At 38.9% G+C, this 19,359-nt stretch carries 21 protein-coding genes; 9 read left to right on the top strand and 12 right to left on the bottom strand.

The genetic code is table 11. The features are described 5' to 3' along the window. Window position 1 precedes the first annotated feature (1 nt). Window positions 2-547 (bottom strand): HdeD family acid-resistance protein, encoded by a 546-nt coding sequence (locus ETP70_RS04335; protein WP_151900029.1) that lies wholly within the window; start codon window positions 545-547, stop codon window positions 2-4. Window positions 548-673: 126 nt separating this feature from the next. Here ETP70_RS04335 and argB point away from each other — a divergent pair, with 126 nt between their 5' ends. From argB to hemC, 9 genes are all read left to right on the top strand, one after another. Then, entirely contained in the window at window positions 674-1,525 is an 852-nt protein-coding gene (gene argB, locus ETP70_RS04340; RefSeq protein WP_151900030.1) for an acetylglutamate kinase, read from the top strand. A gap of 12 nt (window positions 1,526-1,537) precedes the next feature. After that, complete coding sequence (locus ETP70_RS04345) at window positions 1,538-1,825, top strand: DUF2018 family protein (RefSeq protein ID WP_151900031.1); 288 nt, start codon at window positions 1,538-1,540, stop codon at window positions 1,823-1,825. Between the two features lie 96 nt (window positions 1,826-1,921). Further along, the gene (locus tag ETP70_RS04350) at window positions 1,922-2,245 is read left to right on the top strand and encodes a hypothetical protein (RefSeq protein ID WP_230973308.1); all 324 of its coding nucleotides are present in this window, start codon (window positions 1,922-1,924) and stop codon (window positions 2,243-2,245) included. Between the two features lie 16 nt (window positions 2,246-2,261). Beyond that, entirely contained in the window at window positions 2,262-3,149 is an 888-nt protein-coding gene (locus ETP70_RS04355; protein WP_151900033.1) for a polyprenyl synthetase family protein, read from the top strand. Then, window positions 3,149-4,429, top strand: coding sequence for a glutamyl-tRNA reductase (gene hemA / locus ETP70_RS04360; protein ID WP_151900034.1), 1,281 nt, complete (start codon window positions 3,149-3,151; stop codon window positions 4,427-4,429). Before ETP70_RS04355 ends, hemA begins: the two co-directional genes overlap by 1 nt. Window positions 4,430-4,432: 3 nt before the next feature. Further along, window positions 4,433-6,136, top strand: a complete 1,704-nt coding sequence (locus ETP70_RS04365; RefSeq protein ID WP_151900035.1) for a proline--tRNA ligase — start codon at window positions 4,433-4,435, stop codon at window positions 6,134-6,136. Next, entirely contained in the window at window positions 6,137-6,568 is a 432-nt protein-coding gene (locus tag ETP70_RS04370; RefSeq protein WP_151900036.1) for an FxsA family protein, read from the top strand. Then, window positions 6,522-7,355 (top strand): DsbA family protein, encoded by an 834-nt coding sequence (locus ETP70_RS04375; RefSeq protein ID WP_151900037.1) that lies wholly within the window; start codon window positions 6,522-6,524, stop codon window positions 7,353-7,355. Before ETP70_RS04370 ends, ETP70_RS04375 begins: the two co-directional genes overlap by 47 nt. Then, window positions 7,355-8,314 carry a hydroxymethylbilane synthase gene (gene hemC / locus ETP70_RS04380; RefSeq protein ID WP_151900038.1) on the top strand — a complete coding sequence of 320 codons (960 nt, stop codon included), beginning with the start codon at window positions 7,355-7,357 and terminating at the stop codon, window positions 8,312-8,314. Before ETP70_RS04375 ends, hemC begins: the two co-directional genes overlap by 1 nt. Here hemC and ETP70_RS04385 read toward each other — a convergent pair. The 11 genes from ETP70_RS04385 to fabZ all read right to left on the bottom strand — a co-directional run bounded on the left by ETP70_RS04385 (window position 8,311) and on the right by fabZ (window position 19,312). Further along, the gene (locus ETP70_RS04385; protein WP_151900039.1) at window positions 8,311-9,489 is read right to left on the bottom strand and encodes a glutathionylspermidine synthase family protein; all 1,179 of its coding nucleotides are present in this window, start codon (window positions 9,487-9,489) and stop codon (window positions 8,311-8,313) included. The two genes, hemC and ETP70_RS04385, sit on opposite strands and share 4 nt — an antisense overlap. 3 nt (window positions 9,490-9,492) lie before the next feature. Beyond that, the gene (locus ETP70_RS04390; RefSeq protein ID WP_151900040.1) at window positions 9,493-10,071 is read right to left on the bottom strand and encodes a Cj0371 family chemotaxis-regulating polar lipoprotein; all 579 of its coding nucleotides are present in this window, start codon (window positions 10,069-10,071) and stop codon (window positions 9,493-9,495) included. Between the two features lies 1 nt (window position 10,072). Beyond that, the gene (locus ETP70_RS04395) at window positions 10,073-10,519 is read right to left on the bottom strand and encodes a hypothetical protein (protein WP_151900041.1); all 447 of its coding nucleotides are present in this window, start codon (window positions 10,517-10,519) and stop codon (window positions 10,073-10,075) included. Further along, window positions 10,516-10,989: an L-threonylcarbamoyladenylate synthase gene (locus tag ETP70_RS04400; RefSeq protein ID WP_151900042.1), complete on the bottom strand. Its 474-nt coding sequence runs from the start codon at window positions 10,987-10,989 to the stop codon at window positions 10,516-10,518. Before ETP70_RS04400 ends, ETP70_RS04395 begins: the two co-directional genes overlap by 4 nt. Further along, window positions 10,950-14,207 (bottom strand): carbamoyl-phosphate synthase large subunit, encoded by a 3,258-nt coding sequence (gene carB / locus ETP70_RS04405; RefSeq protein ID WP_151900043.1) that lies wholly within the window; start codon window positions 14,205-14,207, stop codon window positions 10,950-10,952. The genes ETP70_RS04400 and carB overlap by 40 nt, the downstream gene beginning before the upstream one ends. A gap of 69 nt (window positions 14,208-14,276) precedes the next feature. Continuing rightward, the gene (locus tag ETP70_RS04410) at window positions 14,277-15,026 is read right to left on the bottom strand and encodes a MipA/OmpV family protein (RefSeq protein WP_151900044.1); all 750 of its coding nucleotides are present in this window, start codon (window positions 15,024-15,026) and stop codon (window positions 14,277-14,279) included. Further along, window positions 15,023-15,784 (bottom strand): rod shape-determining protein MreC, encoded by a 762-nt coding sequence (gene mreC / locus ETP70_RS04415; RefSeq protein ID WP_151900045.1) that lies wholly within the window; start codon window positions 15,782-15,784, stop codon window positions 15,023-15,025. Before mreC ends, ETP70_RS04410 begins: the two co-directional genes overlap by 4 nt. After that, window positions 15,777-16,814 carry a rod shape-determining protein gene (locus tag ETP70_RS04420; RefSeq protein ID WP_151900046.1) on the bottom strand — a complete coding sequence of 346 codons (1,038 nt, stop codon included), beginning with the start codon at window positions 16,812-16,814 and terminating at the stop codon, window positions 15,777-15,779. Before ETP70_RS04420 ends, mreC begins: the two co-directional genes overlap by 8 nt. Window positions 16,815-16,824: 10 nt before the next feature. After that, entirely contained in the window at window positions 16,825-18,069 is a 1,245-nt protein-coding gene (gene clpX / locus ETP70_RS04425; RefSeq protein ID WP_151900047.1) for an ATP-dependent Clp protease ATP-binding subunit ClpX, read from the bottom strand. Beyond that, window positions 18,066-18,851: an acyl-ACP--UDP-N-acetylglucosamine O-acyltransferase gene (lpxA, locus tag ETP70_RS04430; protein WP_151900048.1), complete on the bottom strand. Its 786-nt coding sequence runs from the start codon at window positions 18,849-18,851 to the stop codon at window positions 18,066-18,068. Before lpxA ends, clpX begins: the two co-directional genes overlap by 4 nt. Window positions 18,852-18,862: 11 nt before the next feature. After that, the gene (fabZ, locus tag ETP70_RS04435) at window positions 18,863-19,312 is read right to left on the bottom strand and encodes a 3-hydroxyacyl-ACP dehydratase FabZ (protein ID WP_151900049.1); all 450 of its coding nucleotides are present in this window, start codon (window positions 19,310-19,312) and stop codon (window positions 18,863-18,865) included. Window positions 19,313-19,359: the final 47 nt, after the last annotated feature.

Consider the following 19,359-nt stretch of genomic DNA (forward strand, 5'->3'; position numbering starts at 1 on the left):
TTTATCGGTTCATTTTTTTAAAAATCGACCCTGTGACAAGCAGGGCAAATCCGTCAAAAAAGAGACTGAAACCGACAAGCAAACCTATAAGGTAGGTGGAGGTAAAAGGCCATCCTGCTATAAATAAAATACCGATTAACATGGAAAAAAGGGCATTAATCATCCACCAGATCCAGCCGTTTGCAGGACGCATATTCATCGCAAGAGAGAAACTGGCAAAAGAATCCATAAAAAAGTATATAGCCAGAAGCAGACCGACTGTGCCAATTCCTGTCATTGGATAAAAAATCATTAAAGCACCAATCCCGATAAGCACAAAGCTTTTAAGCCAGCCCAGAACATCACTTTTGTCACTTATATAGGTAAAATACCCGGCCATAAAACCACCAAACATCATCAGCCATGCCACAAAGGTGACTGTTGCCAGGGTCATAAATACAGGGTATATAATACCCACTATTCCGAGAATAATAAAAATCACACCTGTAATTTTTGAATACTTACTAAATTTGTCAAACAGATTCTCATCTATAGGATACTTCCACATTTTTCTTCCTTTTCGAATATTTTGGAAAGATTGTAACATAGTTTTATCACAAGAAGAGTTACTTAAGTAGCATTAATAGAAGATTGGATAGAATAGCAAAATTATTTTGCATAAAGGATAGAAATATTGCAGGCAAAAGTTGAAACAGTAAAAACACTCCTTGATGCACTTCCGTTTATTCGCGAGTTTAGAAAAGAGATTGTCGTTATAAAATATGGCGGCTCGGCACAAACATCTCCCGAATTAAAAGAGAAGTTCGCAGAAGATATTTTGCTTATGTATTTGGTAGGTATCAAACCTGTAATTGTTCATGGCGGTGGAAAAAAAATTACCGATATGCTCGAAGCGCTTAAAATTGATACGCAGTTTATAGACGGACAGCGTGTCACGACAAAAGAGACAATGCGGATTGTAGAGATGATACTCAGTGGTGAGATTAACAAAGAGATAGTCTCTTTGCTGAACTCTCATGATACAAAAGCAATAGGTATCAGCGGTAAGGATGCACACTTTATCCGTGCAAGGGCGAAAGATTTTTCCAAGTGGGGATTGACTGGGAATATTACAAATGTCAAAGCAGATGTTGTTTTAAATCTGATAAAAGAAGGCTTTATTCCTGTGATAGCCCCTATTGCCGCAGGTGAAGAGATGGGACATCCCGGGTATAATATTAATGCTGATCTGTGTGCATCATATGTTGCAAAAGCCATAGGTGCAAACAAAATAATATTTTTGACAGATACGCCGGGGGTCTTGAACAAAGAGAAAAAACTTCTTGCAACCTTGACAAAAGATGAAGTAAAAGTGCTCAAAGAAAACGAAACGATTCACGGTGGGATGGTACCAAAAGTTGATGCCTGTCTTGAAGCGATAGACGGTGGTGTGCATAAAGCACATATAATTGACGGGCGACTTGAGCACTCCATGCTTTTAGAGTTGTTTACATCAGAGGGTGTAGGTACCCAAATAGTAAAATAAAAAGGATTAGGTATGAGTTACAGCGCGTTATTTGAAGATGAAGATGATATTTTTGGAGGTTCTCCGAGATCAAAGTTTATGGATGTTGTTTTTAATGCGAACAATGATATAGTAAGACAGGAACTTGAAAAGTTTGTTGAAAAAGTTGCTGCAATGGAGTTGATGCTCCAAGAAGAGGTCGGTGATGATATTGATACGGCAGTTGCCCGATATAAAGCAAGTCATCTGGATGAGGTTGCAACCAAAACGAAAAGTATTTACATAGAGCTTATGGGTGATATTCTTTCTCAAAGCGAATAAGAGTTGCAAAGTATTTTACAGTTTTTCTTGACAGCGTTGTTTCTTTGTAGCACTGCTGTTTTTGCAAGTGACTTACGGGATGTGCAGGAAATTTCATTGAAAAAGGATGAGCCAAAGAAAATTCTTGTAAAATACGATAACAAAACAAGACTTTTTACATTTAGATGGACTTTGTACACTAATGAAGGTTTGGTGGTTTTGCGTTCTTATGATAAGCATGTAGCGCAAAATATACTGTACTTGAATCATAAAAATCAAAGTTTTCGGGTTAAACTAAAAACTCCTGGAGCAGATTTTTATAATATACCCTATATACTGGTTAAATTTAAAGAGTTTGATGTAAAAAAAAATATTGCAAAATTTGAGCTTTATCTCTCTGATGATAAAGAGCAAATACGATTAGAAACAGCAAAAAAATAAACAAAAGACGAGATAGATGCAAAGAGTAGAAGCACAAATAAAAAGATTGATACAAGAGTGTGATTATGATGAAGTGACCCGTCTGTTTGCCATGCTGCAGGGCGGAAAAAGACTTCGGGCAAAGCTTATTCTTAAAATTGCTCCAGAACATAAGGACGCTCCTCTTTTAGCCGCCATAGTGGAACTGATTCATGCTGCCTCACTTTTACATGATGATGTTATTGATGATGCGATGACAAGACGCGGAGCAGCATCGGTAAATGCAACAGACGGAAGCAAAACAGCTGTCATGCTTGGAGATATTTTATACTCAAAAGCATTTACGGAACTTGTTGCCTTTGACAAAGCGGTAGCACAGACAATTGCTTCATCGGTTACAGCACTCTCCAAGGGCGAAATGATGGATGTCAGAATGGCAGAAAATTTTAACAGTGATGAAGAGCGTTACCTTGATATGCTCTATCTCAAAACTGCTACACTCATTGAAGCAGCTGCAAAAGCGAGTGCTCTGCTAGCGGGAAAAGATGCAGAGAAATATGCTCTTTACGGACGTAACTTAGGACTTTCATTTCAAATTATAGATGATATTCTTGATATTACAGCAGACGAAGCAACGCTTGGAAAACCTGCGATGAATGATTATGTAGAGGGGAAATGTACTTTGCCGTATATTTATCTTTATAATGCACTTGAAGCAAAAGATCAGGAAAAGCTTCTATCTCTGCATGCGAAAAAACCTACGGAAGAAGAACTCTTATGGATGAAAAAGAAAATGCAAGAACATAAAACGATAGAAAAATCTTTTGAACTGGCACAGAAACTCTCAAACGAGGCGAAGATTGCTTTGCACGAAGATAAAGATTTAGTTGCCATTTTAGATACAATGATACAAAGAAGTTATTGATGCATTATTTAATTGTAAGTCTCTCCCATAAAAACAGTGATTTGGAACTGAGAGAAAAATTCACCTATACGGATGAAGAGAAAGAGGCATGTCTGCAAAGACTGCTCAAGTCGCCTAATATCAGTGAAGCTGTCATGCTGGCTACATGTAACCGTATGGAGTTGTATGTATGCTGCAGTGACATTGAAGAAGCAACAGAACATATGATGAAGTTACTGGCATTTAAAGGTGGTTTGTCAGAAGAGGTTTTACGAAAAACTGCTGAGATAGTTGATGACAGCAGTGCTATTCATCATCTTTTTGCGGTTGCAAGTTCTATAGACTCTATGGTGGTCGGTGAGACACAGATTGCCGGACAGTTAAAAGATGCTTTTAAATTCTCTCATGAACGCGGTTATTCGGATAAGAAAATGTCACGAGCACTCTCTCATGCGTTTAAATGTGCTGCAAAGGTAAGAAATCTCACTGATATATCCTCAAAACCGGTTTCTGTGGCTTCTGTAGCAATAAAACAGATTAAAGAAAAGGTTCAAAATTTACGTGAAAAAAAAGCACTTGTGATTGGTGTAGGTGAAATGAGTGAAATCTGCGCAAAACACCTTGTCTCGGACGGGGTGGAAACTTTTATTGCAAACAGAACAAAGCAAAAAGCCCAGACTTTGGCACAAGAGTGCAATGCGGAAGTATATGAATTTGGAGACCTGGACAAAGCGGTTAACGAATTTGACATTATATTTACTGCTACAGGTTCTTCTTATCCTATTATTACCAACGAACTTATAGAAGATGTAGATTTTGAAAGATTCTGGTTTGACCTGGCTGTCCCAAGAGATATTGATATAAAAAACAGAGAAAATATTTTTCTTTTTGTTGTGGATGATATAAAAGATATTGTAGATGCAAACAAAGCACAAAGAGAACAGTATGTAAGACAGGCACACGGAATTGTAGGACGAAGTGTTGTGGAATTTTATGAGTGGCTTGATACACTCAATGTGGAACCTATCATAAAAGAGATTTATAAAAAAGCCGAAAAAGCCGCACAGGAAGAGACAAAACGTGCGATTAAAAAAGGTTTTCTGCCTCAAGAATATGAAAAGCAAGCACAAAAAATGGCGCATCAGGCAATCAAAAGATTTTTGCATGATATGACCAAAAAGATGCGTGCAGCCTCGCATGAAGCCAAAAGTGATTCTGTCACCGGAGCAATGCAGTATATTCTTAATGATGAACATGACAATATTCCAGACCAATACAAACACCATTTAAAAAAGGATTAAAATTTGAGAAGAAGTAAAGCTTTTATACCGACAACCAAAGAGGCACCATCAGATGCTACACTTCCGAGTCATATATTTTTATCTCGTGCAGGATTTATTACACAGGTTGCTGCAGGGTTGTATAATTATCTGCCATTAGCAAAAAGAGTGATTAAAAAAATAGAAAATATCATTAATGAAGAGATGACAAAAGTAGGTGCCCAGGAAGTGGAACTCTCTTTTGTAACACCCGCAGAGTTGTGGCAGGAGAGTGGAAGAATAGAAAAGTTCGGTAAAGAACTGCTTCGTTTTCACGATAGAAAAAACAATCTTTTCGTACTTGGACCTACACATGAAGAGATGATGGTTGATGTTGTCCGGAACCGTGTGACATCTTATAAAAATCTGCCATTAAATCTGTATCAGATTAAGACAAAATTCCGTGATGAGGCCCGTCCTCGTTTCGGGCTTATGCGTGGCCGTGAGTTTATTATGCAGGATGCCTACTCTTTTCATGCTACAGCAGAGGATTTAGACAGAGAATTTGATGCAATGGAAGCAGCCTACAAAAAGATACTTTCTCGTATGGGACTGGATTTCAGAGTGGTGGAAGCCGACAGTGGTGCCATTGGTGGAAGCGGTTCCAAAGAGCTTATGGTTTTGGCAGAGAGTGGTGAAGACACAATTGCTGTTTGTTCAAAGTGTGAATACGGTGCCAATATAGAAGCAGCTTCAAGAAGCAAACGCTCAAATATTCCTGAAGCTCCTGAAGCTTCTTTTAATAAGTTTAAAACACCAGAGATAAAAACAATAGATGAACTTGCAGAGTTTTTCAAAATTGACCCTTATTATACGGTTAAATGTGTTGCAAAAAAAGTTATATATGAAGATGCAAGTGAAATTGTTCTTTTCTTTGTACGCGGATGCGATAATCTTCAGGAAGTAAAAGCACTCAATGCAACAGAAGCCCTTGATATTGTGGATGTGACAGAAGAAGAACTCAAAGAGACAGGACTGATTCCCGGTTTTATAGGGCCGCTTGATCAAGACAAGGCAAAACATGTCATTGACAGTGATTTAAAAGATGCCACAAATTTAATCTGTGGGGCAAATGAAGCAGATTATCACTTTATAGGGGTAGATTTGTCAGTGCTCAGTAATGCTGCTTATTTCGCAGATATAGCAGAAGTAAATGAGGGGGATATCTGCCCGTACTGTGACGGTGAACTCTCTTTTACAAAAGGTATAGAAGTAGGACATATTTTTAAACTTGGAACGACTTATTCTGAAGCTTTAAAAGCCGAGTTTTTAGATGAGAACGGAAAAGCACAGCCTTTTATTATGGGAACATACGGAATGGGTGTTTCACGCCTTGTAGCAGCAGTTGTAGAGCAGCATCATGATGAAAATGGCTGTATCTGGACAAAAGAGACAGCACCGTATATGGTAAATATTATGATAAGTAACATCAAAGATGAGGCGCAGGTGCAAGCAGGCGAACAACTTTATAAGCAGCTGCAGGATGCAAATGTAGAGGTAATGCTCGATGACAGAAAAGAGCGTTTTGGATTTAAAATGAAAGATGCGGAACTTATCGGATTCCCGTATACGGTTGTTATCGGTAAAGAGTTGCAAAATGGACATGTGCAGATTTTTGACAGAGCAACAAAAGAAAAAAGAGATATCAAGAGAGAAGAGATATTTGATAAAATTATGGAACTGATTTAAATGATTTATTTTTTACTCTACCTTTTTTTGGAAGTGCTTGTCTCTGTGCAGATTTCTTCTGCTATAGGAGGACTTGCCACTTTTTTTGAGATTCTTGTTACTGCATTTATAGGGATATCAATTTTAGTAAATTTCAGAAAAAGTTTGATTGAAAATATGACGGCAGTCTCTTATAACTGTATTGATCTCGAGCAGTTTCAAAAATTAAATCTTTTTACCCTGATTGGTGCTATACTGCTGATTATTCCTGGATTTTTAACAGACATATTAGGTATACTCATGCAGTTTGGTGTTTTTACGAGTATGATTGTTAACCGTTATAATGTAAAATCAGGAAAATGTAATTCTTCTTTTGAGGAACAAAATAATATAACAAAGGATTCAGATGTCATTGATGTTGAAATTATTGAGCACGACTCTGCTCTTAAGTAGTTTTCTCTATGCAAGTAACGCAAGTGAAAATATAGAATATTTTTTAGAAGACAAGTTTAGTGAAAATCCAAGACTCAAATCAGTAGATGTAAAAGTGGAGGGTGTTACACCACTCAAACAACTTCCAAAATGGAATGCCTATATTGTTAATGTGAAAGCTGTTTTGAAAAACAAGCCAAAGCAGGTAATTCGCCAAAAAATGATTTGGTTTTCAAACGGAAAGATGATTACAAAAGATTTGACAGATATAAGTACAGGAGAAAGTCTTGTCGACAAGGTTAAACCAACAGTAAAAGCCAGACATTATGCAAAAGAAAATTTGATTTACGGCAATGCCAATGCGAAACACAAAATAGTCATTTTTTCAGACCCACTGTGTCCTTTTTGTAGAGGATTTGTACCAGGGGCGATTAAAGATATGAAAAAAGAGCCCCAAAAATTTGCTGTATATTACTATCATTTTCCACTCGAAAGAATTCATCCCGCTTCAGTAACACTGGTCAAAGCAGCAATTGCCGCAGAACATCAAGGTGTAAAAGATGTTGTATTAAAACTTTATAATGTTTCAATCAATCCAAGAGAAAAAAATGTCAAAAAAATTCTTGAAGCATTTAATAAAGCAGAAGGGACAAATATTACACCTGAAGATATTCAAAATCCCAGTGTAATCAAGCAGTTTAACCACGACAGACTTGTAGCCACTGATCTTATGGTTGGTGGAACACCGACGGTTTATCTTGACGGTTCTGTAGATAACACAAAGAAAAAATACCTAAAAGTGAAGTAATGCAAAAATTAACAATAGCAACACGCGTTTCAGACTTGGCACTTTGGCAGGCATATCATATCAAGGAAAGAGTTGAAGCAAGTTTTCCTGAAATAGAAGTAGTGCTTAATAAAATAGTAAGTAACGGCGATAAGGTTTTGGATAAACCTTTGGCTCTCATCGGCGGAAAAGGGCATTTCACCAAAGAGCTTGAAGATGAGATGCTCTCAGGCAATGCCGAGCTTGCTGTACACAGTTTAAAAGATGTACCGACATATATTCCCGATGGTTTGGAACTTGCAGCTGTGACGCAACGTCAAGACCAAAGTGATGTTTTTTTGTCACATACGTACAAAACACTTGAAGATTTGCCTGAGGGAGCAGTGGTTGGGACAACAAGTCTGCGCCGTAGAATGCAACTTTTGCAAAAAAGACCTGATTTAAAAGTCAAAGATTTGAGGGGGAATGTCAATACACGTCTGAGAAAGTTACAAGAAGGGCAGTATGATGCGATAATTTTGGCATGGATAGGACTCAACAGACTTGATTTGCTCAAAGATATTCCCTATACCCAAAAACTTTCTCTTGATATGATGATACCGCCGATGGGGCAGGCTGCCTTGGGTATTGAAATTGTAACCGGCAATGAACAGGTACGGGTAATTGCACAAAGTCTCAATGATGAAGATACCTTTACATGTACACAGATTGAGAGAGATTTTATATCAAAAATCGGAGCGGGATGTTCGGCTCCTGTTGCCTGTAATGCTGTTATAGAAGATGGTAATGTTGTTTTTAGAGTTATGCTTGGCTTTCCAAACGGAACACATATTATGCAGGAAAAAATCGTAAGAAGTATAGAAGAAAGTAAAAATTTAGGCAAAGAGCTTGCCCAAAAGATGATAGACAAAGGTGCACTGGAGTTATTAAAAGAAGCAGAAAAAACTGCTTTTAAAGATGAAATGCCACAAAGACTCTAAAGTATAACATGGCCTACAAATTTACTCATATTGTCTAAAATATCTCCGCCTTTTCTAAAACTCAGTCCACAGGCTTCATAGGCAAAGAAAACACCTGCCTGATATTTTTTTCCATGAACATCTTTTGGAAAATCTACATACTCCTGGTAGATTTTTTTATGATTCGCATAGGGACCTTCAGTCTGAATGCTGATACTTCCGTTTGCTTCGATAATCTTTGTATTGGCACCTTCGCGTCCAAAAACAGGTTTTTCAACTTGCTTGAGTCCTTGAAGCGGTTCAAAAGAGGTTTTAAGAAGGTAAGGCGAATCTGGAAACAGTTCACATAGAATTGCCATCATTCCTTTTGACTGGAAGAGTAAAGTATAGGCAGGGTTTAAAATAATGGCTTTTTGGTTTTGGATGATATTTGTGAGTGTGGTGGCGAGTTCCGGCTCATCAACTGCAATGTCTTCCCAAGGATAGAGTTTGAACCAGTACTCATAATTTATGTCATTACTGTCATAAATGCCATCTTCATCAAAGCGGACATTCTGCAAAAACTCAAACTTTGTAACAAATCCGGCATCTGTTGCCATCTGCTGGAGCAGTTTTGTAGTGGCTTCTTCTTCGTCATTGCCTTCAACAGAAGAAAAAAGTATTTTCCAGCCGTCATAGAATTCTTCAAATTTGTCTGTGTCATCAAAGAGTGTAACGAGTCTTTTAAAATTGTTACTGATGGCCTCATATACATTGTTAAACTGACGCTCTTCGTCCATATCATTGGATTTTAAAATTGCCCATTGTAAAAGTGCAGTCTCAAAAAGCGCCGTAGGGGTGTCGGCATTAAATTCTATAAGCTTAATATCCTGTCCGTCAATACCGCCGGCTAAATCAAAACGACTGTAAATATGCCAATGGACATCGTTTTCCCAGCTTTTTTTAATACTCTCTATAAGGTTGAAAGGAATGCCCAAATCAAAAAAGAGATCATTACTGATGACATATTCGGCTGCTTCGACATACATGTCATAAAGAGTATTTGCTGCCTCATAATAGGCCTCTGCTTCTTCTTGGGTCACTTCTACAAGCTCATCGCTGACATACTTGCTGCCGTCAGAATCAGTATGCCAGGTAAAGCCTATCTCTTCTAAGGTTTCATCATCTATTGGACTCAGTTTTTGTGTAGTTATCATGTGTCAGCCTCCAAAAAATCCGCCACTGCTTCTGCTGTAGCTCGAGCTTCTTGAAGTGCCGCCAAAGAAGCTTTTTCTGCTGCTTGTTGATTTTCTTGCTGCCTTGCCTGCTGCCGAACGGCTGTAGGCACTTCTGTTGACACTGCTTGCATTTCTGGAAAACCTTTTGTTGTTCATCAGCGCATTGCCTATCATATTTCCGAGCAAACTTCCTGCCGCAACGGCTAAAATAGTACCGGCAAGTCCCATACCTGCACTGCCTGAATTATCTTGAAGTGTTTCGCTCGTACCATTTTGTACTTTTTGATACTCTTGTGCAGCCAAAGCTTTCATCTCTTCTTCGTTCATAAAACGCTCTGTTACTCTGCCAAATTCATCACGTTCTCTGATGATTGCACGTGAAGGACCCTGTGTCGGCATCTCTTCGACAACTTTATACTTTCCGTTTGGCTGTTGTTCTATAACCAAAAATTTATTTTGTGCTTCTTGTTGTTTTTGCTCACATCCTGTAAGCGTACTCATCATTAAAACACCTGCAGTTCCTAATACAACACCGCTGGCAATTGAAGAAATATGTTTCATGCTAATATTGACCTCGAATTTTATTTTTATCTAGAATTATAACTTTTTTTAGTTCATAATCGTAAAATGTTACATTTTTTCTTCCATCATAGTAGAGATCACCATGATAGAAAAATTTATCCGTTTTGAGTGTAATGTTTTTTTTCATAAGCATCATTTCTCCAATGCTTTTTCCTATAGGAGGAATAAGCGTTGCAAAAGAGAGGACAAAGAGAGAACCTATAACAATCAGTGCTGTTTTTGTGCTGGCATAAACTACCAAATAGCCAAGAAGTATAGAAAAAAATAAAAACAAAAAGAAATTTTGATGATCTGCAAATAAAATATTGTAGTATACATGTACACCATAAAAATCGATATAATTCAGTTTCACGCCTAATATAATGAAAAAATCAAGTATGAATGTAAAAAACATACCGCTTAGCAGTGCCTGGAACAGTTTGCTCATCGTAACCTCTTTATTTTTTTATGGTTGATTTTATAGAGTTTTGAAGCCTGACCTTCAAAGAGTCCTTTCTTGTTTTCTATTATTATATCAGCTTTTTGCTCACAAAAAGTTCTTGAAAAGTTTTTACCGCTTTCATTGGCAGATGTGGAGTATGTCCATTCCTTTTGTCTCAAACAAGAAGAGTCTGCCACATCTTCTGCAACCCGAAAAGCATGGTTTTTTACTATAAAGGTTGTTTTTTTAAGGCGTCTGACTCTGTTTTTCTGAGTGTTTGGTACTCTTTTATGGTCTTTCTTCAGTGCTTGGAAGTTTTTATAAACAACAATGAAAGGTTTGGTATTTGGACGTGATTTTACTGCACACAGCTTAGGCGCATCCTGGGATAAAAAACCGACAGTAGTGTCGGTTTGTGAGAGAATAATATTTGTTTTTATACTAAAAAATCTTGCAGGGCTGTTGAGCTTGACCATTTTTCATCTTCCATTTCATCGAGTGCGAGTATCAGTGCTCTTGCTGCACTGAGCGTTGTAAAGTAAGGAATACTTCTTTTAAGCACTTCTTGGCGAATGACAACAGCATCTTTTTTTGATGTGTTGTTGTCAGATGTATTAATTGCCATTGCTATTTCATCATTTTTCATGCTGTCCTCAATATTTGGACGGCCTTCTGAAATTTTTAAAACCACTTCACATGCTATACCCGCTTCTTCTATGGCTTTTTGTGTCCCTTTTGTTGCAACAAGTTTGAAGCCGTGTTCAACCAGACCTTTTGCTATTTCAGGAGCATGTTTTTTATCTGTATCAACAAAAGAGAGGAAACATGTTCCGCCTGTCGGAATATTATTTCCTGCACTGAGTTGTGCTTTTGCAAAACTTACCCCGAAGTTTTTACTGATACCCATTACTTCACCCGTAGATTTCATCTCAGGACTCAGTACCAAATCGGCACCGTAAAGTTTATGGAAAGGGAATACTGCTTCTTTGACAGATACATGCCCTTTGAGGCGAGGACGAAGCAGACCGTTGTGCTCTTCAACTATTTCATATTTGTCATAGTAGGCTAATGAGCTTCTTAAGTCTTTGCCCATCATAACACGTGTGGCTACTTTTGCAAGAGGCATACCGGTTGCTTTTGAGACAAAAGGAACTGTACGTGAGGCACGAGGATTGACTTCAATAAGATAAATTTCATCCTGATAAATTGCATACTGTACATTCATCAGTCCGACAACGCCAAGGCCGAGTGCGATGACTTTTGTCTGCTGCTCAACTTTTTCTATCATATCCTGTGTCAAATTCATAGGAGGCAGTGAACATGCCGAATCTCCCGAGTGTATTCCTGCCTCTTCGATGTGCTGCATAACAGAACCGATGTAGACATCTTTGCCGTCACAGATACAATCCACATCAAGCTCAATTGCCTGATCCAAAAATTTGTCTACCAAGACAGGGGCTTCGTTGGAGACAGAAATGGCAAGATCCATGTATTGACGAAGCTCATCTTCGCTATATACGATACGCATGCCGCGTCCGCCAAGCACAAAGGAAGGACGAACAAGAACAGGATAGCCCAGTCTTTCGGCTATAATAAATGATTCTTCTTTTGTACGTGCCAAACCGTTTGCAGGCTGTTTAAGATTGTGCGCTTTTACAAAATCACTAAACTGCTCTCTGTCTTCTGCCAAATCAATGACGGATGATGGAGTTCCTGAAATTTTTGCACCGATTTTTGTTAAAGAATCAGCAAGTTTGAGTGGAGTCTGTCCACCGAAATGAACAATGATACCATCAGGATTTTCATTTTCTATCACTTCTCTTACATGTTCAAAATCTATCGGTTCAAAATAAAGAACGTCAGATGTGTCATAGTCGGTAGAAACCGTTTCGGGGTTGCAGTTATACATAATAGTCTCTATGCCCATCTCTTTAAGTGCAAATGCCGCATGTACACAACAGTAGTCAAATTCAATCCCCTGTCCGATTCTGTTTGGTCCGCCGCCTAAAATAAGCACTTTTTGTTTGTCGCTTTGACGATTGGTAATATTTGGCAGTTTTGTAATGTTTGTTGTTGAGTAGAGGTAAGGAGTGAGTGCTTCAAACTCAGCGGCACAGGTGTCAACTTCATTATACTCCAGGCTGATGCCAAGCTTTTTTCTTGCTTCATAGACCAGGTCTTCACTCACTGTTTCTTGAGAATTTTTTGCTATAAGCTGTGCAATTCTTTTGTCAGAAAAACCGTCAACTTTTACTTTTCTCATTAACTCCTCATCAAAAAGGATTTTATCGCTGACAGTTGCTTCTGTTTCCATCATCTCTTGTATTTGATATAAGAACCATGGATCAATCTGGCAGGTGTCAAACATTTCCTGTATACTCATGCCGCGACGAAAACCTTCGGCAACATAAAGAATTCTGTCAGCATTGGGACGACGGATTTCATGCTTGACAAACTCATCATCCGCCTCAATGTCATCAAAACCGCAAAGTCCTGTTTCAAGGGAGCAGAGTGCTTTTTGAACAGACTCTTTAAACGTACGGCCGATTGCCATGACTTCACCGACTGATTTCATAGATGTGCTGAGTGTACTTTGTGCTTCAGGAAATTTTTCAAATGTAAAACGCGGTATTTTTGTAACAACATAATCTATAACCGGTTCAAAAGCTGCAGGTGTTCCCGTGATGTCATTTTCAATTTCATCAAGGGTAAATCCGACTGCTAAAAGAGTGGCTACTTTGGCAATAGGATACCCTGTTGCCTTACTTGCCAGTGCAGATGAACGCGATACACGCGGATTCATCTCAATTACAATCATGCGTCCTGTTTTCGGATCAATTGAAAACTGAACATTGGAACCGCCTGTGTCAACGCCGACTTCACGTAAAATTGCGAAAGAGGCATCTCTCATTCTTTGATACTCTTTGTCTGTCAATGTTAATGCAGGGGCAACCGTAATAGAGTCTCCCGTATGCACACCCATAGGGTCAAAGTTTTCAATGGAACAGACGATAATGCAGTTGTCCGCTTTGTCGCGGATAACCTCCATTTCATACTCTTTCCAGCCGAGCATAGATTCCATAATCTCGATTTCATTGACAGGTGAAGCTGAAATACCTTCCTGGGCAAGTTTTTTAAACTCTTCCATATTATACGCCACACCGGAACCGCCGCCTGCGAGTGTAAAGGATGCACGACTGATGACCGGAAAACCAATCTCTTTGACAACTTCTATTGCCTCTTCAACACTGTAGGCATTTCTGCTTTTTGGCAAATCCATACCGATTTTAGTCATAGCTTCGTTAAAAAGCTGTCTGTCTTCGCCTTTGTTAATCGCTTCGGGGTTTGCACCTAAAAACTCCACGCCTTCAAGCATTCCTTTTTCATACATACTCATTGCAACATTGAGTGCAGTCTGTCCGCCCATAGTCGGCAAAACAGCATCTACTTTTTCATCTTTGATGATTTTGGCGATAACATCTTCTTTGATAGGTTCTATATATGTTCTGTCTGCAAACTCGGGATCTGTCATAATAGTAGCAGGGTTTGAATTGATGAGAACAACGCGGTAACCTAACTCTTTTAAAGTTTTAACGGCTTGTGTTCCAGAGTAGTCAAACTCACATGCCTGACCGATGATAATCGGGCCAGAACCTATAAGTAAAATAGTTTTTATGTCGGTGCGTTTTGGCATTTGTTCCCTCTTAAATATGGTTATATAAATTTAGAGATTATAGCCAAAAGGCACTTAATAGGAGTTTAGTCAGTAGGTAAAAGTGTAGATAAGCGAGGCAAGTCCAGAGTAAATAAATTTGTTGTTCACCAAAGGACTGTTGTATGCACTGTTTGGAATTCTGTCTGCTCTTATGTTAAAAAGGGCTGCGAGTTTTTTGCTCAGAGGGTATTTAATATATGTTTGCACGGCAAATGAGAATCCTCCCTTTGGCATGTAAGCAGGACGCTGCAGTGTTGCTTCGGAATTTTTGACTCCGTAATAATAGTCAAGAAATTTTCTGGGTTGGTACAAGAGTACAGCACTTGGATAAAAAGTAAATTGACCTGCTGTGTACTTATCACCAATTTCTACACTGCCGACCCATGAATTATATTTGTTGAGGATGTCTGCCAAAAGCATTACTTCAATATAGCTGGAGTTTTTATAGCCGGCACTAAAAGCAATACCACCTTCCATTGTTGAGTCTTTGTCGCTCATTCCTTGCAAAGAGACTGAGTCTGATGCCTTGTAGCCAAGTGTTCTCGGCTGTACAGTAAAGGAAAATCCCCAGGAATATTCCGCTTTTTTGTCTCCTAAAAAGTAAAGACCGAATCTGCTCCATCTTGCATATACAACAGAGTTGTCAAAAAATATTACCGGTGAAGGCAAAACAAGGGCAGAAGCCTCTTTGTAAGGTTGACTCTGAAAGTACGGTCCTGCACCGATTGTAAGTTCTTGTTTGCTCTCTTGGGCTGTAAGATGTAAAAATAACAACACTGAGATTATGAAATATTTCATTTTAGATTCCTTATTATATGAAAATAACCCGGCTCATTCGCCTTGTAATATTGTTCAACAACAGCATTTTGATAGCCTTGTGATCTTGTAACAGAAAGAACCTTTCCTACTTTGAGACCTTTAAAAAAGATATTGTCCAGACCTGATGTGATCACTTCATCCCCGGGTTTGATACTGAACCAGGCCGGTATGAAATTGATAACTATATTTTTGGCATTGTTGCCATGTGCAATACCGGGTGCTTTTTCTTTCCCTACATAAACAGAATAGGCACTCTTTATATCAGAATTAAGCAGTGCCAGAGGTTTGTTGTTTTTTGCTATCACTATTCCTGCAACAAACTCTTTGTAGGTTAAGCCGTAAATTTTTGAGGCATTATACTCTGGAATATCCATCCATAATCTGTTGATATTTCCAAATTTTTCATACGATATTGCACGGACAAGCTCTACTTTGGGATCTGTTTTGAGTGAAGAGTTGTTTTCTTTGTACAAATCCTTGAGTTCAGAAGTGAGTTGCTGCAGGAGAAGATGATTATTTTCATATTTTTTCAGTCTGTTTTTCAGATTCTCTATTTCCTGCGCCTGAAATAAATGTTTGTCTGTTTTGTTGTTAAAAAATTCTATACTGTCAAGATAATTTGATTTTATGGTGTTGAGTGCTGAAACAATGGGAGACTGAATAGGATTGTTGTAGTATAAAGCACCCACAAAGAGTGCTGTCAGGATAAAAAAATAGACAAACGATTTTTTATTCATTCTCAAAAAGTTCTTGCAGGAGGTCTATCTCTTCTAAAGCTCTTCCTGTTCCCCGTGCAACGGCTAAAAGAGGTTCATCTGCGACAAAAACAGGAATTCTGACGATATCTGAGAGATATTTGTCCAGCTGACGGATTAAAGCACCGCCGCCCGTCAAAATTATACCGTGGTTTACAATATCACCGGCTAAATCAGGCGGCATTCTTTCTAAAACATCCCGTAGTGCTTCGGCGACTTCTTTAAGCGGCTCTTTCATTGCTTCTCTGGCATCTTCGCTTGTCAGTTCCACTGAACTCAGCAGTCCTTCAACCTGATCGCGTCCGTTGACAACCATCGTAAGTTCCTGGTCAAGCTCTACAGCTGTTCCAATGTTTATTTTAATCTCTTCGGCAACTCTCTCTCCTATGAGGAGATTGTATTTTTTTCTCACATAGTTGACGATTCCCTGATCGATTTTATCTCCGGCTGTACGGATGGACTTTGAGAGTACCAAACCGCCCAAAGAGACAACACCTATTTCAGTTGTACCGCCACCAATGTCTACAACAAGATTCCCTTGTGGTTCCCGAATATCTATGCCGGCTCCGATAGCTGCTGCCATAGGCTCTTCTATGAGAAAAACTTCGCGTGCTCCGGCACTTAAAGCAGACTCGCGAACAGCCTTTCTTTCAACCTGTGTCAAGCCGTAAGGCACACAGATGATAATACGGGGAGATATTAAAGAACTTCTTCCGTGTGCTTTTTCAATGAACTTGCGAATCATCTTTTCAGTCATGTCAAAATCGGCAATAACACCGTCACGCATAGGACGGATGGCTTTGATATTTCCCGGAGTTTTTCCCACCATCTCTTTTGCTTCATGTCCGACAGCGAGTACACGCTGTTGTCCATATTTTTCGGTTTTGACAGCAACAACAGAAGGTTCATTAATGATAATCCCGCGCCCCTTTGCTATGACAATTGTATTGGCAGTTCCCAAGTCGATAGAAAGGTCATTTGAAAAAAGTCCGACTATTTTATTAAATATCATTTATTGTGCCTTATGCTGTTTTTTGTGTTGTTTTCTTAATATAAAGAGGCTGTTCGCCATTTTCAATGACTTCTTTTGTGATCATTACTTCATAACCGCTGTATTCAGGGAGTTCATACATGATATCTATCATACTCTCTTCTAAAATTGCGCGAAGTCCCCGTGCTCCTGTTTTTCTTTTGATGGCCTTTTTTGCTATGGCACGGAGTGCATCTTCTTCAAAGTTCAGTTCCACATCATCTATGGCAAAAAGTTTTTTGTACTGTCTTACAAGTGAGTTTTTCGGCTCTGTTAAAATGCGTACCATGTCATCTTCAGTGATTTCATTGAGTGATGCAATGATAGGCAGACGTCCGACAAGCTCAGGAATAAGTCCGTAATGAACCAGGTCATCCGGTTCAACCATGTCAAATGTAGGTTTTTTCTCTTCTTTTGTCTTCTTTTCCTGTCCGAAACCAAGAACATTTTCGCCCTGTTTGCGCTTTAAAATATCTTCAAGTCCGTCAAAGGCACCGCCACAGATAAATAAAATATTTGTAGTATCAATAGCTGTAAACTCCTGATTTGGATGTTTTCTTCCCCCTTTTGGCGGAATATTGACAGAAGAGCCTTCGATGATTTTTAAAAGTGCCTGCTGGACACCTTCTCCCGAAACATCGCGGGTAATGGAGCGGTTTTCACTCATACGTGAAACTTTGTCAACTTCATCAAGAAAAATGATGCCTTTTTGCGCCCGTTCTACATCACCGTCAGCTGCCTGAATGAGCTTTGTCAAAATGTTTTCAACATCTTCACCGACATATCCGGCTTCTGTCAGACTTGTTGCATCCGCAATGGCGATAGGGACATTCAATACCCGTGCAATAGTTTGTGCCATAAGTGTCTTACCGCTTCCTGTAGGACCGATAAGCAGAATGTTTGACTTTGAAATTTCTGTATCATCTTCATCTGACTTGTGCATTTTAAATATACGCTTATAGTGATTATAAACAGCAACACTCAGGAGCTTTCTTGCTCTTTCCTGTCCTATAATATACTCACCCAAAAAAGCATCCAGTTCTTTTGGTGTCATAAGTTTGTGTACTGCATCAACAAGTTCGCTGTTGTTCTCTTTTGCAAGTTCTTTTTCATCACCAAACATTATTTTGTAAGCTGAAACAACACAGTTTTTACAAATGTAAACACCGTTGCCTGCTATAAGAGGGTTTTGTTCGCTTTCGCTTGCATCACAAAAGCTGCAATGTCTGTGTATCATACTTTTTTCCTTTCAAACGGAATTCCGCGTTTTGTTGTAATGACAAAGTTACATAAATCTGTTACATAATGATTGTCTGAATTTTCCAGCAGTTCGCTTGCTGTATCTTTGAGTGGTCTGCCTGATTCAAAAAGTTCTCTGTAGGCTGATTTGAGGGCATTGATGTCATCTCTTGACAAATGTCTTCTGAGTCCCGTTAAATTAAGTCCTCTGAGCGAAGCACGGTTTCCCTCTGCCATACAAAAAGGAGGAATATCCTGTGCCAAAGCTGATGCGCCTCCCACCATGGCATAATCGCCTACATGGACAAACTGGTGAATTGGTGTCATGCCGCCAATGACAACATAGTTGCCAAGTTCCACATGTCCTGCAAGTGTTGCCGCGTTTGCCAAGATACAGTGATTGCCGATGATGACATCATGTCCGAGGTGAACGTATCCCATAAAAAGGTTGTCGTTGCCTATGATGGTTTTTCCGCCGCCGCCTTTTGTACCCGGGTTAAAAAGGGTAAATTCACGGATAGTATTGTTATCGCCGATGATAAGTTCAACATCTTCACCGTTGAATTTCAAATCCTGCGGAATTGAACCGATGACTGCATGTGAAAAAATTTTGTTGTTTTTGCCGATAGTTGTTTTTCCGTAAATACAGCTGTTTGCATCTATGCTTGTTCCATTGCCAATCGTTGCTTCACTTGAGATAAAGCAAAACGGTCCGATTGTAACATTTTCCCCGATTGTCGCGCCGTCTTCAATAACGGCAAGTTGAGATATTTGAGACAAAAATAAATCCTTTACTTGTCAACTATCATAGCTTTGAGTTCCGCTTCGCTTGCTAATTTGTCATCAACATATGCTTCACCTTTAAGCATCCAGATAGTACCTTTTTGTTTTATGACAGAAATTCTGTATTCGAGTTTGTCTCCCGGTTTTACAGGAGTTCTGAATTTTGCTTTGTCGATGCTCATGAAATAGACTACTTTGTTTGCAATCTCTTCCTCCGTCAAATCTCCCATACTTAAAAATGACAATATTCCGCCGGCTTGCGCCATGCCTTCTAAAATCATGACACCCGGATATATAGGATGGCCAGGAAAGTGTCCCTGAAAAACAGGCTCTGAAATAGAGACATTTTTGTAAGCAGTGACCGATTTTCCTTTTTCTAGCTGAGTAACTCTGTCAACCAACAAAAAAGGATAACGGTGAGGAAGAATTTTTTGTATTTCTGTAACATCCATAAGCATATTTATAAACCTTATAACAATATTTTTTTGATATTTTATCTAATTTA

This window comes from Sulfurimonas hydrogeniphila (assembly GCF_009068765.1).
GTDB classification, from domain to species: domain Bacteria; phylum Campylobacterota; class Campylobacteria; order Campylobacterales; family Sulfurimonadaceae; genus Sulfurimonas; species Sulfurimonas hydrogeniphila.

Bases quoted from the DNA above. Each gene is read 5' to 3' on its own strand.
- ETP70_RS04420 (WP_151900046.1), bottom strand. From the start codon at position 16,814: ATGATATTTAATAAAATAGTCGGACTTTTTTCAAATGACCTTTCTATC.
- hemA (WP_151900034.1), top strand. From the start codon at position 3,149: ATGCATTATTTAATTGTAAGTCTCTCCCATAAAAACAGTGATTTGGAA.
- fabZ (WP_151900049.1), bottom strand. From the start codon at position 19,312: ATGCTTATGGATGTTACAGAAATACAAAAAATTCTTCCTCACCGTTAT.
- ETP70_RS04375 (WP_151900037.1), top strand. From the start codon at position 6,522: ATGTCATTGATGTTGAAATTATTGAGCACGACTCTGCTCTTAAGTAGT.
- hemC (WP_151900038.1), top strand. From the start codon at position 7,355: ATGCAAAAATTAACAATAGCAACACGCGTTTCAGACTTGGCACTTTGG.
- ETP70_RS04390 (WP_151900040.1), bottom strand. From the start codon at position 10,071: ATGAAACATATTTCTTCAATTGCCAGCGGTGTTGTATTAGGAACTGCA.
- ETP70_RS04395 (WP_151900041.1), bottom strand. From the start codon at position 10,519: ATGAGCAAACTGTTCCAGGCACTGCTAAGCGGTATGTTTTTTACATTC.
- clpX (WP_151900047.1), bottom strand. From the start codon at position 18,069: ATGATACACAGACATTGCAGCTTTTGTGATGCAAGCGAAAGCGAACAA.
- ETP70_RS04370 (WP_151900036.1), top strand. From the start codon at position 6,137: ATGATTTATTTTTTACTCTACCTTTTTTTGGAAGTGCTTGTCTCTGTG.
- ETP70_RS04335 (WP_151900029.1), bottom strand. From the start codon at position 547: ATGTGGAAGTATCCTATAGATGAGAATCTGTTTGACAAATTTAGTAAG.
- ETP70_RS04345 (WP_151900031.1), top strand. From the start codon at position 1,538: ATGAGTTACAGCGCGTTATTTGAAGATGAAGATGATATTTTTGGAGGT.
- mreC (WP_151900045.1), bottom strand. From the start codon at position 15,784: ATGAATAAAAAATCGTTTGTCTATTTTTTTATCCTGACAGCACTCTTT.
- carB (WP_151900043.1), bottom strand. From the start codon at position 14,207: ATGCCAAAACGCACCGACATAAAAACTATTTTACTTATAGGTTCTGGC.
- ETP70_RS04385 (WP_151900039.1), bottom strand. From the start codon at position 9,489: ATGATAACTACACAAAAACTGAGTCCAATAGATGATGAAACCTTAGAA.
- ETP70_RS04355 (WP_151900033.1), top strand. From the start codon at position 2,262: ATGCAAAGAGTAGAAGCACAAATAAAAAGATTGATACAAGAGTGTGAT.
- ETP70_RS04400 (WP_151900042.1), bottom strand. From the start codon at position 10,989: ATGGTCAAGCTCAACAGCCCTGCAAGATTTTTTAGTATAAAAACAAAT.
- ETP70_RS04410 (WP_151900044.1), bottom strand. From the start codon at position 15,026: ATGAAATATTTCATAATCTCAGTGTTGTTATTTTTACATCTTACAGCC.